This is a genomic window from Sphingomonas sp. Ell38C01 (assembly GCF_055231975.1).
In genome coordinates, this window is record NZ_JBUYVA010000001.1 from 1,099,656 (window position 1) to 1,114,034 (window position 14,379).

Annotated in this window: 10 protein-coding genes; 5 read left to right on the forward strand and 5 right to left on the reverse strand. The window is 69.2% G+C overall.

The genetic code is table 11. The features are described 5' to 3' along the window. Positions 1-2 precede the first annotated feature (2 nt). From ACV7NO_RS05235 to ACV7NO_RS05250, 4 genes are all read left to right on the forward strand, one after another. Entirely contained in the window at positions 3-1,508 is a 1,506-nt protein-coding gene (locus ACV7NO_RS05235; protein ID WP_463404962.1) for a UxaA family hydrolase, read from the forward strand. Next, a complete protein-coding gene (locus ACV7NO_RS05240) occupies positions 1,505-2,767 on the forward strand; it encodes an MFS transporter (protein WP_463404963.1) in 1,263 nt (420 codons plus the stop codon). The genes ACV7NO_RS05235 and ACV7NO_RS05240 overlap by 4 nt, the downstream gene beginning before the upstream one ends. 215 nt (positions 2,768-2,982) lie before the next feature. Next, positions 2,983-6,123 (forward strand): TonB-dependent receptor domain-containing protein, encoded by a 3,141-nt coding sequence (locus ACV7NO_RS05245; protein ID WP_463404964.1) that lies wholly within the window; start codon positions 2,983-2,985, stop codon positions 6,121-6,123. 75 nt (positions 6,124-6,198) lie between these two features. Next, entirely contained in the window at positions 6,199-7,749 is a 1,551-nt protein-coding gene (locus ACV7NO_RS05250; protein ID WP_463404965.1) for a rhamnogalacturonidase, read from the forward strand. Positions 7,750-7,844: 95 nt separating this feature from the next. Here ACV7NO_RS05250 and ACV7NO_RS05255 read toward each other — a convergent pair whose 3' ends face one another. From ACV7NO_RS05255 to ACV7NO_RS05265, 3 genes are all read right to left on the reverse strand, one after another. After that, a complete protein-coding gene (locus tag ACV7NO_RS05255; protein WP_463404966.1) occupies positions 7,845-8,465 on the reverse strand; it encodes a glutathione S-transferase family protein in 621 nt (206 codons plus the stop codon). Next, the gene (yghU, locus tag ACV7NO_RS05260; RefSeq protein ID WP_463404967.1) at positions 8,462-9,346 is read right to left on the reverse strand and encodes a glutathione-dependent disulfide-bond oxidoreductase; all 885 of its coding nucleotides are present in this window, start codon (positions 9,344-9,346) and stop codon (positions 8,462-8,464) included. Before yghU ends, ACV7NO_RS05255 begins: the two co-directional genes overlap by 4 nt. A gap of 122 nt (positions 9,347-9,468) precedes the next feature. Then, complete coding sequence (locus tag ACV7NO_RS05265; RefSeq protein WP_463404968.1) at positions 9,469-10,674, reverse strand: aromatic amino acid transaminase; 1,206 nt, start codon at positions 10,672-10,674, stop codon at positions 9,469-9,471. 234 nt (positions 10,675-10,908) lie between these two features. Between ACV7NO_RS05265 and ACV7NO_RS05270 the strand changes: the two genes are divergently transcribed. After that, on the forward strand, positions 10,909-12,129 hold the full coding sequence (locus tag ACV7NO_RS05270) for an aminotransferase class V-fold PLP-dependent enzyme (protein ID WP_463404969.1): 1,221 nt from the start codon (positions 10,909-10,911) through the stop codon (positions 12,127-12,129). A 114-nt stretch (positions 12,130-12,243) separates the two neighbouring features. Here ACV7NO_RS05270 and ACV7NO_RS05275 read toward each other — a convergent pair whose 3' ends face one another. Both ACV7NO_RS05275 and ACV7NO_RS05280 read right to left on the reverse strand, forming a co-directional pair. Continuing rightward, on the reverse strand, positions 12,244-12,717 hold the full coding sequence (locus ACV7NO_RS05275) for an FKBP-type peptidyl-prolyl cis-trans isomerase (protein WP_463404970.1): 474 nt from the start codon (positions 12,715-12,717) through the stop codon (positions 12,244-12,246). Then, positions 12,714-14,171: a S10 family peptidase gene (locus ACV7NO_RS05280; protein ID WP_463404971.1), complete on the reverse strand. Its 1,458-nt coding sequence runs from the start codon at positions 14,169-14,171 to the stop codon at positions 12,714-12,716. The genes ACV7NO_RS05275 and ACV7NO_RS05280 overlap by 4 nt, the downstream gene beginning before the upstream one ends. Between the last annotated feature and the right edge of the window lie 208 nt (positions 14,172-14,379).

Here is a 14,379-nt window from a genome sequence, read left to right on the forward strand (position 1 = left end):
CCATGCTCGTTGACGATACCGCTACCACCGCCCCCGATCTGTTCCAGGTCGATCCTCGCGACGCAGTCGCGACCGCGTTGCGCGACCTGCCCGCGGGAGCGGAGGTGACGGTGGAGGGACGGACGATCGTGCTGCGCGACACGGTCGCCTATGGCCACAAGGTCGCGACGCGTGCCGTGATGCAGGGCGAGCCGGTGCTGAAGTTCGGCTTCCCGATCGGGGTCGCGACCGCGCCGATCGTGCCGGGGGACTGGGTGCACGTCCATAACGTCCGCACCGCGCTGGCGACGAGCGGGGCGTATCGGCGCAGCGCGGCCCCGGTCGCGCCCGACGTGAAGCCGGCGGCGGGGTTCCTGGGCTATCGCCGCGCGGACGGGCGGGTGGCGACGCGCAACGAGATCTGGGTGCTGCCGACCGTGGGGTGCGTCGCGCGGACCGCGCGGCGGATCGCGGAAGCCGCGGATGCGCTCCACGCCGGGCGGGTCGACGGGGTGCACGCGTTCACGCATCCGTTCGGCTGTTCGCAGCTGGGCGAGGATCTGGACGGGACGCGCGCGATCCTGGCGGCGCTGGCCTCGCACCCCAATGCGGGTGGCGTGCTGCTGGTGGGGCTGGGATGCGAATCGAACCAGCTCGACCGGCTGATGGCGGCAATCGATCCCGCGGTGCACGCGCGGATCCGCACTGTCGCGGCGCAGTTCGCGGACGACGAGGTCGCCGAGGGGCTGGAGAAGGTCGCCGAACTGGTCGCGCTGGCGGGCGGTGCCGTGCGTGAAGAGGTGCCGCTGTCCGCGCTGGTGCTGGGCGTGAAGTGCGGCGGGTCGGACGGGTTCTCCGGGCTGACCGCGAACCCGCTGGTCGGGCGGATGAGCGACGCGGTGACCGAAGCGGGGGGCACCGCGGTGCTGACCGAGATTCCTGAAGTTTTCGGCGCGGAGCAATTGCTGATGGCGCGCGCCGCGGACGACGATGTCTTCGACGGCATCGTCGCGATGGTGAACGACTTCAAACGCTATTTCACCGATCACGGCGAGCCGGTGTCGGAGAATCCCTCGCCGGGAAATATCGCGGGCGGGATCACGACGCTGGAGGAGAAGTCGCTAGGCGCGGTGCAGAAGGCGGGGCACGCGATCGTCACCGATGTGCGCGGCTACGGCGAACAGGTTCGGCGGACCGGGTTGACCTTGCTGGAGGCGCCGGGGAACGATGCGGTGTCGTGCACCGCGCTGGCGGCGGCGGGCGCGACCGCGATCCTGTTCACGACGGGGCGGGGGACGCCGCTGGGCTTCCCGGTGCCGACGATCAAGATCGCGTCGAACGGCGCGCTGGCGGCGCGCAAGGCGCGGTGGATCGATTTCGACGCGGGGCAGGTGCTGGTCGAGGGGAGCGACGCCGCGGCGGACGCGCTGCTCGACACGATCCGCAGCGTTTCCTCGGGCGCCGCCACGGCGGCCGAGCGCAACGGCGAGCGCGAGATCGCGATCTGGAAGCGGGGCGTGACGCTGTGAGCACCGTTCCGAAACCCACGAAAGGCTATCGCTGGACGATCGTCGCGCTGCTCTTCACCGCGACCGTCATCAACTATGTCGACCGGCAGATGATCGGCATCCTGAAGCCGACGCTGTCCGCCGAGATGGGGTGGACCGAGACCGACTTCTCCAACGTCATCTTCTTCTTCTCGCTGGCGTATGCGATCGGATATATCTGCTTCGGGCGGGTGATCGACCGGGTCGGCACGCGGGTGGGCTATGCGATCGCGTTCACAATCTGGCAGTTGGCGCATATCGCGCACGGGCTGGCGGGCGGGGTCGTCCAGTTCGCGGTGGCGCGGTTCGCGCTGGGCATCGGCGAATCGGGAAACTTTCCGGCGGGCATCAAGGCGGTGACCGAGTGGTTCCCGGCGCGCGAGCGGGCGTTCGCGATCGGGGTGTTCAATGCCGGCGCGAACGTGGGGGCGATCGCGACGCCGCTGATCGTGCCGTGGCTGACCGCGGCCTATGGCTGGCGGACCACCTTCGTCGTGACCGGCGCGGTCGCGTTCGTGTGGCTGATCGCGTGGTGGACGCTGTACCGCGCGCCACGCGAGCGCGCGAAGACGAGCGCGGCGGAGATCGCGTGGATCGAACAGGACCCGGCCGATCCGGTGACGCCGCTGCCGTGGCGCGCGATCGCAGGCAAGCGCGAGACCTGGGCCTATGCGCTGGGGCGGTTCTGCATCGACCCGATCTGGTGGTTCTTCCTGTTCTGGCTGCCGGGCTATCTGGGCAAGCGCTATGGGCTGGACCTGACGAGCTTCGGGCCGCCGCTGGTTGCGATCTACCTGCTGTCCGATCTGGGCAGTGTCGGCGGGGGGTGGCTGTCGTCGCGGCTGATGGCGGCGGGGTACAGCGTGCAGGTGGCGCGCAAGGGGACGATGCTGCTGTGCGCGCTGGCGGTGGTGCCGGTGTTCTTCGCGCAGTCGATCGACAACCTCTGGCTCGCCGTCCTCGTCATCGGCGTCGCGACCGCGGCGCACCAGGCGTTCTCCGCGAACCTCTACACGCTGCCGTCGGACCTTTTCCCGCGCAGCGCGGTCGCCTCGGTGATCGGGATCGGGGGAACGGTGGGCGCGATCGGCGGGATGCTGATGGCGAAGTACGCTGGGTTCGTGCTCGATCATTTCGGGAGCTACGCACCGATCTTCGCGGTGGCGGCGAGCGCGTATCTGATCGGGCTGGGCGTGATCCACCTGCTGTCGCCGCGGTACGCCCGGGTCGAAGTGGGCTGACGCACGAGCACGGCCTTTGTGCCCGCTTCGGCACGATACCACTTGCACCGGCGCGGACTTTCTCATAAAGTAGGCACTCGTTCCACATGATGGAACAATCGTAAATGATACCGCTCCCATGGAGCGGTCGAACGAGAGCGGGGAAACCCGCCGGGGTCTGGGAAACAACGGGAGCGGCGTTCGCTGCGGCGGGCGCCTCCACAGGGGAGGATGGCATGAAGGACTTCATCGCGGGCCGGCGTCAGCGGCTGTTGGGGACGACGATGATCGCGGCGCTGGGCGCAACGATCTGGGCTGCGCCGGCGTTCGCGCAGACGACGCCGCAATTGGCCGCTGCGGCGCAGGATGCGGAGACGCCCGCGGACGCGACCCCGGCGAGCGCGGACGGGCAGGCCGCCGCGAGCACCGACGGCGACATCGTCGTCACCGGATCGCGTATCGCGCGCAACGGCTTCCAGGCCTCCACCCCGGTCAACGTCGTCGGGCAGGAGGACATCAAGCTGTCCGGCAACGTCAACGTCGAGAAGACGCTGGCGCAGATCCCGCAGGCGGTCGGCTCCGCGCTGGGCAGCGCCACGTCGAACACGGTTCCCGGCGGCTATGCCGACGTCAACCTTCGCGGGTTCGGATCGACGCGCAACCTGGTGCTGGTCAACGGCCGCCGCTTCGCGATCTTCGGCCCCGAGCAGGTGACCGATCTCAACACGATTCCGTCGACGCTGGTCCAGCGCACCGACATCGTCACCGGCGGATCGTCCGCAGTCTATGGCTCCGACGCGATCACGGGCGTCATCAACTTCATCATCCGCGACGATTTCGAGGGCGTGGAGGGCCGCGCGCAGCTGAACATGGACGGGCCGACGGGCACGCCGGTGTATAATTTCGACCTGACGCTGGGCGGCAACTTCGCGGAGAACAAGGGCAACCTCGTCGTCTCCGGCAACTATCTGAAGCGCGGCGCGATCACGCGCGGGCAGCGCGGCGGCTATGCGTTCGACTCGCTGGTCGACGGCTGCGTGGTGCCGGGCAGCGGCAGTGCGACGCGCGCGGGCACGCCGTTCGCGGCCAATACCTCGACCACCGGCTGCACCGCGGCGGGCGGGCAGCTCGGCTTCGTGGCGGGCGGCAGCGGCGACATCCCCAACGGGCGCTTCTCGGGCATTCCCTCGGCAGGCGGCAGCAATGCCAACCTGAACGCGGCCTATGCCGCGGCGGGGCTGAGCGCGCTGGGCTCGCGCGGGTTCACGTTCAACGACGGCGGCACCGCGGCGCGCCCGGCGCTGACTCCGCAGGACGATTTCAACCTGGGGCCGTTCAACTATCTGATCCAGCCGCAGGAACGCTGGATGATAAACAGCTTCGGCCATTACGACTTCAACGAGTCGATCACCGGCTATATGGAGCTGCACTACTCCAACAACGTCGTGAACGCGCAGCTGGCGCCGACCAATGTCGGCACGTCGACGCTGTTCAACGTCAACAATCCGTACCTGACGCCCGCGCTCCAGAACGTCCTCCGCCAGCTCGACCTGGCGGAGACCGGGACGATCACCGTCGCCAGCGGGACGACCTCGCGGACGACCACCGCGGGCGACGGGCTCGCGGTGCTGACCGCGGGGCGGCGCTATGTCGAGAACGGGCCGCGCTTCGCGAGCGAGCGGCGCAACGTGTTCCGCGGCGCCTGGGGGCTGCGCGGCAATCTGGGCGACCTGTCCGAGAACGCGCTGACCGACCTGAAGTACGACGTCTACTACACCTATGCGCGCAGCGAGGACACGCTGCGGCTGAGCAATGCGGTGTCGCGGAGCCGGTTGCAGGCGGCGTTGTTGTCGGCGAACGGGGCGGCGCCGGTGTGCAACATCTTCGGCGCGAACGTGTCCGCGGCGTGCGTCAGCGCGATCTCGATCGGCGCGACCAACTCGACGATCGCGGAGCAGCAGGTGGCACAGGCCAACCTGACCGGCACCGCGTTCAAGCTGCCCGCGGGGCCGGTCGGCTTCTCGGTCGGGTACGAGTGGCGCAAGGCGAATGCGGTGTTCTCGCCCGACACCTTCCTGTCGTCGGGCGACGTCGTCGGGTTCAACCCCGGCCTGCCGACGAGCGGTAGCACCTCGGTCAACGAAGTGTTCGGCGAGATCCGCGTGCCGCTGATCCACGATACGCCGCTGATCGAAAGCCTCGTCGCGAACGGCGCGTTCCGCTATTCCAAGTACAACCTCCAGGGCATCGGCGGGGTGTGGACGTACCTCGGCGGGCTCGACTGGAAGGTGTCGCGCGATATCTCGCTGCGCGGGCAGTACCAGCGCGCGATCCGGGCGCCCAACGTGGCGGAGTTGTTCGGCGGATCGAGCCGCTCGTTCATCACCGCGACCGATCCGTGCTCCAACCGCGCGTCGGCCGTCCAGCAGACCGCGGCGGTGCGCGCGCTGTGCATCGCGACGGGCGTGCCCGCAGCGGCGGTGTTCACCAACGCGGTGCAGCCCAACGCGTTCTTCCCGGCGGATTCGGGCGGCAACGCCAACCTCGCGGCCGAAGTGTCCGACACCTATACCGCAGGCGTGGTGCTGACGCCGCGCGGGATTCCGGGGCTGTTCGCAAGCGTCGATTACTTCAACATCTCGCTGGGCGGGGCGATCGCTCCGCTGGGTGGCGGGCTCCAGAACGTCCTCAACCTGTGCTACAACGTGATCCAGAATGCGGGCAGCGAGTTCTGCCGCGCGGTGCAGCGCAACACGCTGACCGGCGAGATCAACGAGCCGTTCGCGGTGCAGGTGCGCAACGCCAATACGGGGAGGCTGAAGACGTCGGGGGTCGATTTCGCGGTGCGCTATCGCCTGCCGCTGGGGTTCGGAATCCCGGGGTTCGGGCCGACGAGCACGATCGACATCGGCACCAACTATACCTGGCTGGCGCAATTCGATTCGACGCCGGTCGCGGCGTTCCCGACGCTGGTCAACAAGTGCGCGGGCGCGTTCGGGACGACGTGCGGCCAGCCGCTGCCGCGCTGGCGCGGCACGACGCGGGTGACGTGGAACTCGGGCGACCTCGGCCTCAGCGTGCGCCACCGCTATATCGGTCCGGTGACGACCGACCGCTTCCTGGTGCCGCTGCGGCAGGGATCGGCCGCGACGCCGCTGCTGAGCGGGCTCGTCTATCCCAAGCTGCAGGAGCGCAACTATTTCGACCTGTCGTTCACCTATGACCTGGTGAAGGGGATGCAGATCTTCGGCGGGGCGAACAACGTCCTGAACGCCGATCCGCGGATCACGACGCAGGGGCCGAACGCCAACACCTTCTCGGCGACCTACGATGTCGTGGGCACCGAGTTCTTCCTCGGCGCGACGCTGAAGTTCTAACGGTTCCCCCCTCGGGAGGCACGGGTGTTACGGACCGTGCCTCCCGTCTTTTTCGGGGGCGAGGAAAGGAAAGTCATGTTCGACAGGCGCGCGCTGATCGTCGGTGGGGCCGCGCTGGCGGCGATGGCCGCCTTGCCGGCGCATGCCGCGGGCGAAGGGTGGCGGAGCGTGCGGCGCTACGGCGCGAAGGGCAACGGCCGCACGATCGATTCGGACGCGTTCAACCGCGCGATCGACGACGTCGCGGCGAAGGGCGGGGGCACGGTGTACGTGCCCGCGGGCACCTATGCCTGCTACACGATCCGGCTGAAGAGCCGCATCACGCTGTATCTAGAGCAGGGCGCGACGATTCTGGCCGCGGCGCCGGGCACGCGCGGCTACGACCATGCCGAGCCGATCGACGCGTCCTATGCGAGCTATCAGGATTTCGGCCACAGCCACTGGCGCAACAGCCTGATCTGGGGCGAGGGGCTGCACGACGTTGCGATCCTGGGGCCGGGGCTGATCTGGGGCAAGGGTCTGGGGCGCGGTGACGGGAAGGACAACTGGCTGTCCGATCCGACCGGGCCGGGGACGGGCAACAAGGCGATCGCGCTGAAGAATTGCCGCAACGTGGTGCTTCGCGACTTCAAGGTGCTGGAGGGCGGGTGGTTCGCGCTGCTCGCGACCGGCGTCGACACGCTGACGATCGACAATCTGGTGATCGACACCAACCGCGACGGGATGGACATCGACTGCTGCCGCAACGTGCGCGTCAGCAACTGCACCGTCAACGCGCCGTGGGACGACGCGATCTGCCCCAAGAGCAGCTTCGCGCTGGGCGAGGCGCGGGTGACCGAGAACCTGACGATCACCGGGTGCTTCGTCGCGGGCAATTATGTCGTCGGGTCGGTGATCGACGGGACGTGGCGCAAGATGCCCGCCAGCTTCGCGCCCAAGATCCATGGGCGGATCAAGTTCGGGACCGAATCGAACGGCGGATTCCGCAACATTGCGGTGACGAACTGCATCTTCGAGGACAGCCGGGGTCTCGCGTTCGAGACGGTCGACGGCGGCGTGATCGAGGACGTGGCGGTAAGCAATATCACGATGCGCGGGATCGTCGATGCGCCGATCTTCCTCAGGCTCGGCAAGCGGATGCGCGGGCCGGCAGGGCGCGCGATCGGGACGCTGCGGCGGGTGGCGATCGACAATGTCGTGAGCTCGAACGCGACGATCCTGCCGTCGGTGATCGCCGGGCTCGACGGGCACCCGGTGGAGGACGTGCGGATCAGCGACAGCCACTTCCACCATGTCGGCGGCGCGCCCGCGGCGATGGCGGCGCTGCGCCCGGCGGAGAACGAACTGGGCTATCCCGAGGCGACGATGTTCGGTGACCTGCCCGCGACCGGATTCTTCGTGCGGCATGCGCGCGGGCTGGTGATGCGCGGCGTGGAGGTGGCGACCGCGGCACCCGATGCGCGCGCGGCGATCCGGCTGGACGACGTGGCGGATGCGGACTTCGCGGGGATGCGGCTGCCGGCGGGGGTGGGCTATTCGCTCGACCGGGTGCGGGGGTTCCGGAGCGTCGATGCGCGGGGGATGGCGGACCGGGCGATCGCGGGGCCGTTCAGCGGGACGGTTTGAGGGTCACCCCCGCGCGGGCCGGGATTTTCGGGTGAAGGAGCGCGACGGTCCCGACGTCATCCCAGCTTTCGCCGGGATGACGAGCGGGGGCGTGATTACACCCCGGCTTCCGCGGCGGGGCGTGCGCGCATCGTCTCGATCCAGCGGGTGACGTTGGCGTGGGCGGGATCGGGGGCGAACTTCACCATGCGCGCGAAGTCGATCGCGGTGATCGCGACGATGTCGGCGATCGTCACGCGGTCCGCGGCGATGAACGCGCTTTCGGCGAGGCGGCGCTCGAAGACCTTCATGGCGCGGGTGGCGGTGGCGGCGTTGGTCGACGCGATCTCGGGCACCTGCGTGTCGAGCGCGGCGAGCGCGGGGTGCGCGTGGCGGACCGAGAGCATCAGCGGGGTCGACAGCAGCATCTCGGCGCGACGCGTCCACATCTCGATCACCGCGGTTTCGCGCGCATCGCGGCCGAACAGGTTGGGTTCGGGGTACAGGCTTTCGAGATAGCGGCAGATCGCGATCGATTCGGTGATCGTCGTGTCGTCGTCGATTTCCAGCGCGGGGACGTTGGCGAGCCCGGCGCGCGCGACATAGTCGGGCATCTTGTGCTCGCCCTTGAACACGTCGAGCTGGACGATCTCGATATCGTCGATGCCCTTTTCGGCCATGACCCAGCGGACGCGGCGCGGATTGGGCGCGCGGCGGCTGTCGTAGAGGCGCATCATGCCTGCGCGTCCGTGGGCCCCGGAGCGAGTTTGTCCTGCGTGTTGGTGTCGAAGTCGCTCGCGTCGTGACGCTCGTGGAGCTGGCTGGCGGGATCGCCCATCACGCGGTTGACCATGCGCCCGCGCTTCACCGCGGGGCGTGCGGCGATCTGGTCGGTCCAGCGCTGGACGTGCTTGTAATCCTGCACCTGGAGGAAGGTGCCCGCGTCGTAGACCACGCCCTTCACGAGCGCGCCGTACCACGGCCACACCGCCATGTCGGCGATCGTATAGTCCGCGCCGCCCAGATACTCGCTTTCGGCGAGACGGCGGTCGAGCACGTCGAGCTGCCGCTTCACCTCCATCGCGAAGCGGTCGATCGCATATTCGATCTTCACGGGCGCATAGGCGTAGAAATGCCCGAACCCGCCGCCGAGGAACGGCCCCGACCCCATCTGCCAGAACAGCCACGACAGGCACTCCGCACGCGCGGCGGGGTCGGTGGGGAGGAACGCGCCGAACTTCTCGGCGAGATAGACGAGGATCGCACCCGATTCGAACACGCGGACCGGCGTGTCGCCGCTGCGATCGACGAGCGCGGGGATCTTCGAATTGGGGTTCGCGGCAACGAACCCGCTGGAGAACTGGTCGCCCTCGTTGATGCGGATCAGCCACGCGTCGTATTCGGCGCCGGTGTGGCCGGCGGCGAGCAACTCCTCGAGCATCACCGTCACCTTCACGCCGTTGGGCGTGGCGAGCGAATAGAGCTGCAGGGGATGCTTGCCGACCGGCAGGTCCTTGTCGTGGGTGGCGCCGGCCATGGGGCGATTGATGTTGGCGAAGCGGCCGCCATTGTCCTTGTTCCACGTCCAGATTTCGGGCGGGGTATAGGTATCGCTCATCGCGCGCGTCTCCTGTCGACCGGGCGGCGTGGATCGCCGCTTCCGGTGGTGTGCGCGTACAGGTGTGCCGATCGCCACGGTTGCGCAAGGGCGGATCGGCAGGCCCCCGAGGGTCGGGGCGCTCAGCCGGGGAGGTACGGCGCCAGTGCGGTGACCAGCCGGCCGATCGTGTCGGTGTCGAGCCCGGCGAGGTTCGCGCGGCCGTCGTCGGCGATGTAGATCGCGTGGTCGCGGCGGAGCGCCATGACCGCGGCGTGATCGACCGGCAGCATCGCGAACATGCCGGTCTGCTTCGTCAGCAGCGCGAGCGCGGGGTGCGCGGCGGCGAGCAGCGTGCGCAGGTCGGCGATCCGCAGCCGCATCGTTTCCAGTTCGGCGCGCCAGTCGGCGGTGAGATCGGGCGACTCGAGGATGACACGGACCACTGCCGCGCCGTGATCGGGGGGCATCGACCAGGCGGCGCGCGCGGGGTTGCGCATCGTCGCGCGGATCGCGGGGAGCGAGGCGGTGTCGGGCGCGCGGACCCACAGCGCGCCGGTCCGCTCGCGGTAGAGCCCGAAATTCTTGTCGCAGCTGTACGCGACGACCAGCGCCTCGGCGCGGTCGAACAGCAAGCGGGTGCCGAACGCGTCGTCCTCGAGCCCGCGGCCGAGGCCCTGATAGGCGAGGTCAACGATCGGGAGGAGGCGGCGGCGGACGACGACGTCCGCGATCGCGCGCCACTGGTCCGGCGTGAAATCGACGCCCGCCGGATTGTGGCAGCAGCCGTGGAGCAGCACCGCATCGCCCGGCGCGGCGGTGTCGAGCGCGGCGAGCATGTCGGCGAAGCGCAGCGTCTGGGTGGCCGGGTCGAACAGCGGGTGCATCGCGATCCGCGCGCCGGCCGCGCGGACGATGGGCACGTGGTTCGCCCAAGTCGGGTCGCCGATCCAGACGGTGCCCGCGGGATTGGCGGCGACGACGAGCTCGGCGGCGAGGCGGATCGCGCCGGTGCCGCCGGGGGTCTGCATGCCGGCCAGCCGGGGGTCCTTCATCCGGCTCGCGCCGAAGGGGATTCCGGCGAGGCGCTCGACGAAGCCGGTGTCGCCGTCGACGCCGAGATAGACCTTGGTTGGCTGCGTCTCGACCAGCACGCGCTCCGCGGCCTTCACCGCACGCATCACCGGGGTGATGCCGGTGGTGTCGCGGTAGACGCCGATGCCGAGATCGAGCTTCGTCGCGCGCGGGTCGGCGCGATAGGCGAGCATTAGCGCCAGGAGGCCGTCGGCGACGTGATCTTTAAGGCGGGCGAACAGGGGTTCGTCGGGGGCGATGGGGGTTTGGGGCATCGGGTTTGGGCCTGTGCTCGATCGTGTCGTGCCGCTTTCCGTCCGTTCGTGCTGAGCCTGTCGAAGTACCGCGCTTTTTTGACGGGTGAGAAGAAGGGCAGCACTTCGACAGGCTCAGTGTGAACGGAAGTGAGCGTAGTCCGTTGGCCCTAGCCCGTCCCGCGCGCATTTTCCTTTCGATATTCCCGGTGAGTTCGCATGGATTTGGCGGCGCGGGGGGCGCTATCCTGGCGCATGACCATGATGAACCGCCGCCAGTACCTTGCCGCCGCTGCGGCGCTTCCACTCGCGACGCGGGTTTCGGGCGCGCAGACGCCCGCGCTGCCCGACAGGGCGGGGTTCGCGGCGACCGATCTGGCGTATCTCGACAACGGATCGGTGCATCCGGTGAGTCTCGGCGCGCGGGCGGCGGTGGAGGCGTATTTGGCGAAGCGGACGCTCGATCCGGCGGCGCAGGCCTATGAACTCGACGAGGACGGCGCGATCGCGAAATTCGCGCGGCTGGTGAACGCGGATCCGGGCGAGATCACCTATGTCCAGAGCACCACCGCGGGCGAGCAGATGGTGCTGCGCGCGCTGGGCTTGCCCGAAAGCGGCGGGCATATCGTGACCGATACGCTTCATTTCTTCGGATCGCTGCCGCTGTACGAGGCAATGGCGCGCAGGGGGTGCGAGGTGACGTGGGTGCGTCCGGTGGACGGGCGGATCCGGCTTGCGGACATGCAGGCGGCGGTGCGCAAGGGGACCAAGCTGGTTGCGCTGTCGCTCGTCTCGACGGTCAACGGGTTCGAGCACGACCTGAAGGCGGTGTGCGATATCGCGCATGCGGCGGGCGCGCTGGTCTATGCCGACATCATCCATGCGGCGGGGTGCGTGCCCGTCGACCTGCACGCCAGCGGCGTCGATTTCGCGGCGTGCGCGAGCTACAAATGGCTGATGGGGGATTTCGGCCTCGGGTTCCTCTACGTCCGCAAGGACGTGCTGCCGCGGCTGAAGCGGACCAATTATGGCTATTACGGGATGTCCGAGTTCGCGACGCACGTCTATCCGCTCGACCCGCCGGGTGCGACGGTCGCGGACTATGCGTTCCGCGCCGATGCGGCGGGGGCGTTCGCGCTGGGGACGCACAGCCACGCGGTGATCGCGCAGCTGGGCCATTCGCTCGACCGGATCGCGGCGCTGGGCGTGCCCGCGATCCAGCGTCATGCGCAGGACCTCGTCGCGCGGCTGAAGGTGGAACTGCCCAGGCGCGGCTATCCGCTGATGACGCCGCCCGAAGCGACCACGCCGATCGTAACGTGCGTGCTGGCGGATGCGCGCGGCAAGCTCACCGAGGCGATGAAGGCAGCGAAGGTGCGGCTGACGATCGGCGCGAACCGGTTCCGCGTGACGCCGTCGGTGCAGAACGACCATCGGGACGTGGACCGGCTGCTGGCGGCGCTGCCGCGGGTTTAGGGCAGATCGTCACCCCGGACTTGATCCGGGGTCCCGCTTTGGTCACGCGGCACTCGAGACGCATAGCGGGACCCCGGATCAAGTCCGGGGTGACGGGATTGGTGTCGATATACGTCAGCGCCTGGGCAGTTCGGTCATCGTCGGAGGGGCGGCGGGGGGCAGTTCGGCGTGGTCGATCAGCGTGATCTCGAAGACGAGGACGCGGCCGGACAGCTTGTGGCCGGTGGCGCCGTACGCGAGCGCGGGGGGGATGGTGACGCGCCAGCGATCGCCGGGACGCATCAGCATCAGCGCGGCCTGGAAGCCGGGGATGACGCCGCGGACGGGGAAGATCGCGGTGCCTGCATTCGGGCCGTCGCCCTTGCCCTCCGACGTGTCGAAGACGGTGCCGTCGACGAAGCGGCCGGTGTAGCGGATCTTGACCGCGCTGGTGCGTGCGGGATTGGTGCCGGTCGCGGGGCCGGAATCGAGGATCTGGTACTGGACGGACGGGATCGTCTTCACCCCCGCGGCACGCGCGTTGCGGGCGAGGAAGGCGGCGTCCGTGATGGCGGGGGTGGCCGCCGCGAGCAGGAGGGCGAGGATCACCACGCCTTCGTCACCATCGCGCGGACGTCGTCGGTGAAGGCCTCGAGGCTGGCTTCGATCGTGTAGGGCATGTGGCCGCCACGGTAGCGCGCGGTGCGGACGCGGTCCATCGGCCAGCCCGCCTGCGCGACGAGATAGTCCATCGCGCCCACCGTCGTCTGCGTGTCTGCCCAGCCATTGCCGACGAGCACGCGGAAATCGGGGTTGGCGGCGAAGACTTCGCCAAGGGCCTTCGGGTACGGCCAGTCGCCGAACGGCGAGAGGTTTGCGCCCCAGCCCCAGCCATTGATACCGCCCGCCTCGGCCGGATTGGCCTGCACATAGGGCGCGCGTGCGCCGAGGTCGCGGCGGAGATAATCGGCGAACTGCGCGGTGTAGGCGGCGGGAACGATGTCGAACGGGTCGGGGCCGTCGGCGGGGCCCGCATAGCGCGCGTCGTTGGTGCCGAGGCGCTGGCCGGGGAGGAGGGTCTTCTGGAATGTCGGCTTGGCGATGCGCAGGTCGTGGGTGAGAAAGTAGTCGGGCGCGATGCCGGTGAAGCCCGCGAGTTTCGTGGCGACGGCGCGGCGGGTGGCGTCGGGGGCGGTGTTGCCCCGGTAGAGCGCGGCGAGATAGTCGGTGTCGGCGAACGCTTTCGCCTCGGCGGCGAAGGCGGGGAGGGTAAGGCCGCGGCGATCGACCTTGCCATGCTCCCACGCGATCGCGGCGAGCGTGGGGAGCGAGATGACCGGGCTGACGATGTTGCCGGGGCGCTGCGCGATCTCGATGATGTTGAGCGCCTGCCCGAGCAGGACGACGCCTGCGAGCGGGGTGCCCGAGGCCTGCAACTGGCGCGCCGCCTCCGCCGCGCGCATCGTGCCATAGCTTTCGCCGACGAGATATTTGGGCGCGGCGGTGCGGCCGTGCGCGGCGCTCCACTCCACGACAAGCTGCTGGAGCTGGCGCGCGTCGGCGGCGATCGAGAATTGCGTCTTGGGATCGACGCCGGGGGCGAAGGTGCTGAACCCGGTGCCCGCGGGATCGAAGAAGACGATGTCCGCGACGTCGAGCGGGGTGTGGGGATTGTCGACCAGCCGGAAGGTCGACGGGGGAGCGGTGATGTCGTCTGGGATGGCGACGCGCTTCGGGCCGAACGCGCCCATGTGGAGGATCGAGGAGGGGCCGATCGGGCCGCCGTTGAAGACGAACAGCACCGGGCGATCGGGCGTCGCGTCCTTCGCGACGTAGGAGATGGCGACGATCGTCGCGGCGGGCTTCCCGGCGGGGTCGCGTGTGGCGAAGGGTTCGATCGCGGCGGTGTAGGCGATGCGCTTGCCGTTGAAGGTGCCGGTGTGGGGGTTGGCGATCGGGGCCTGTGCGGCGGGGGCGGGCCGGGTCTGCGCCAGGGCGGGGGTGGCGGCGAGGAGGGCGGCGATCGTGAGGATCTTGGGGAGGGTTCTGGGCGCGCGGCGCATGGGTCGACCTTGGGCGAGAGGATGGCGGCAGGCTACGCCGGTGCGGGGGGAGGTCCATGCCTGTTTCGGCGGCGCGGCGGGGGTGGGCGGCATAATCTATGCGGATCGGCGCTGCGTCGCGCGAAACGGGCGCGGCGAATAATTATTGCACAATTGCGTCTGCCACGCGTGGTGTTCGCAAGGAAATGCCGTCGTCACCCTCTATTGT

Excerpts from the sequence above, each read along its gene's own strand:
- ACV7NO_RS05245 (WP_463404964.1), top strand. The coding sequence starts at position 2,983 with ATGAAGGACTTCATCGCGGGCCGGCGTCAGCGGCTGTTGGGGACGACG.
- ACV7NO_RS05280 (WP_463404971.1), bottom strand. The coding sequence starts at position 14,171 with ATGCGCCGCGCGCCCAGAACCCTCCCCAAGATCCTCACGATCGCCGCC.
- ACV7NO_RS05270 (WP_463404969.1), top strand. The coding sequence starts at position 10,909 with ATGACCATGATGAACCGCCGCCAGTACCTTGCCGCCGCTGCGGCGCTT.
- ACV7NO_RS05265 (WP_463404968.1), bottom strand. The coding sequence starts at position 10,674 with ATGCCCCAAACCCCCATCGCCCCCGACGAACCCCTGTTCGCCCGCCTT.
- ACV7NO_RS05255 (WP_463404966.1), bottom strand. The coding sequence starts at position 8,465 with ATGATGCGCCTCTACGACAGCCGCCGCGCGCCCAATCCGCGCCGCGTC.
- yghU (WP_463404967.1), bottom strand. The coding sequence starts at position 9,346 with ATGAGCGATACCTATACCCCGCCCGAAATCTGGACGTGGAACAAGGAC.
- ACV7NO_RS05235 (WP_463404962.1), top strand. The coding sequence starts at position 3 with ATGCTCGTTGACGATACCGCTACCACCGCCCCCGATCTGTTCCAGGTC.
- ACV7NO_RS05250 (WP_463404965.1), top strand. The coding sequence starts at position 6,199 with ATGTTCGACAGGCGCGCGCTGATCGTCGGTGGGGCCGCGCTGGCGGCG.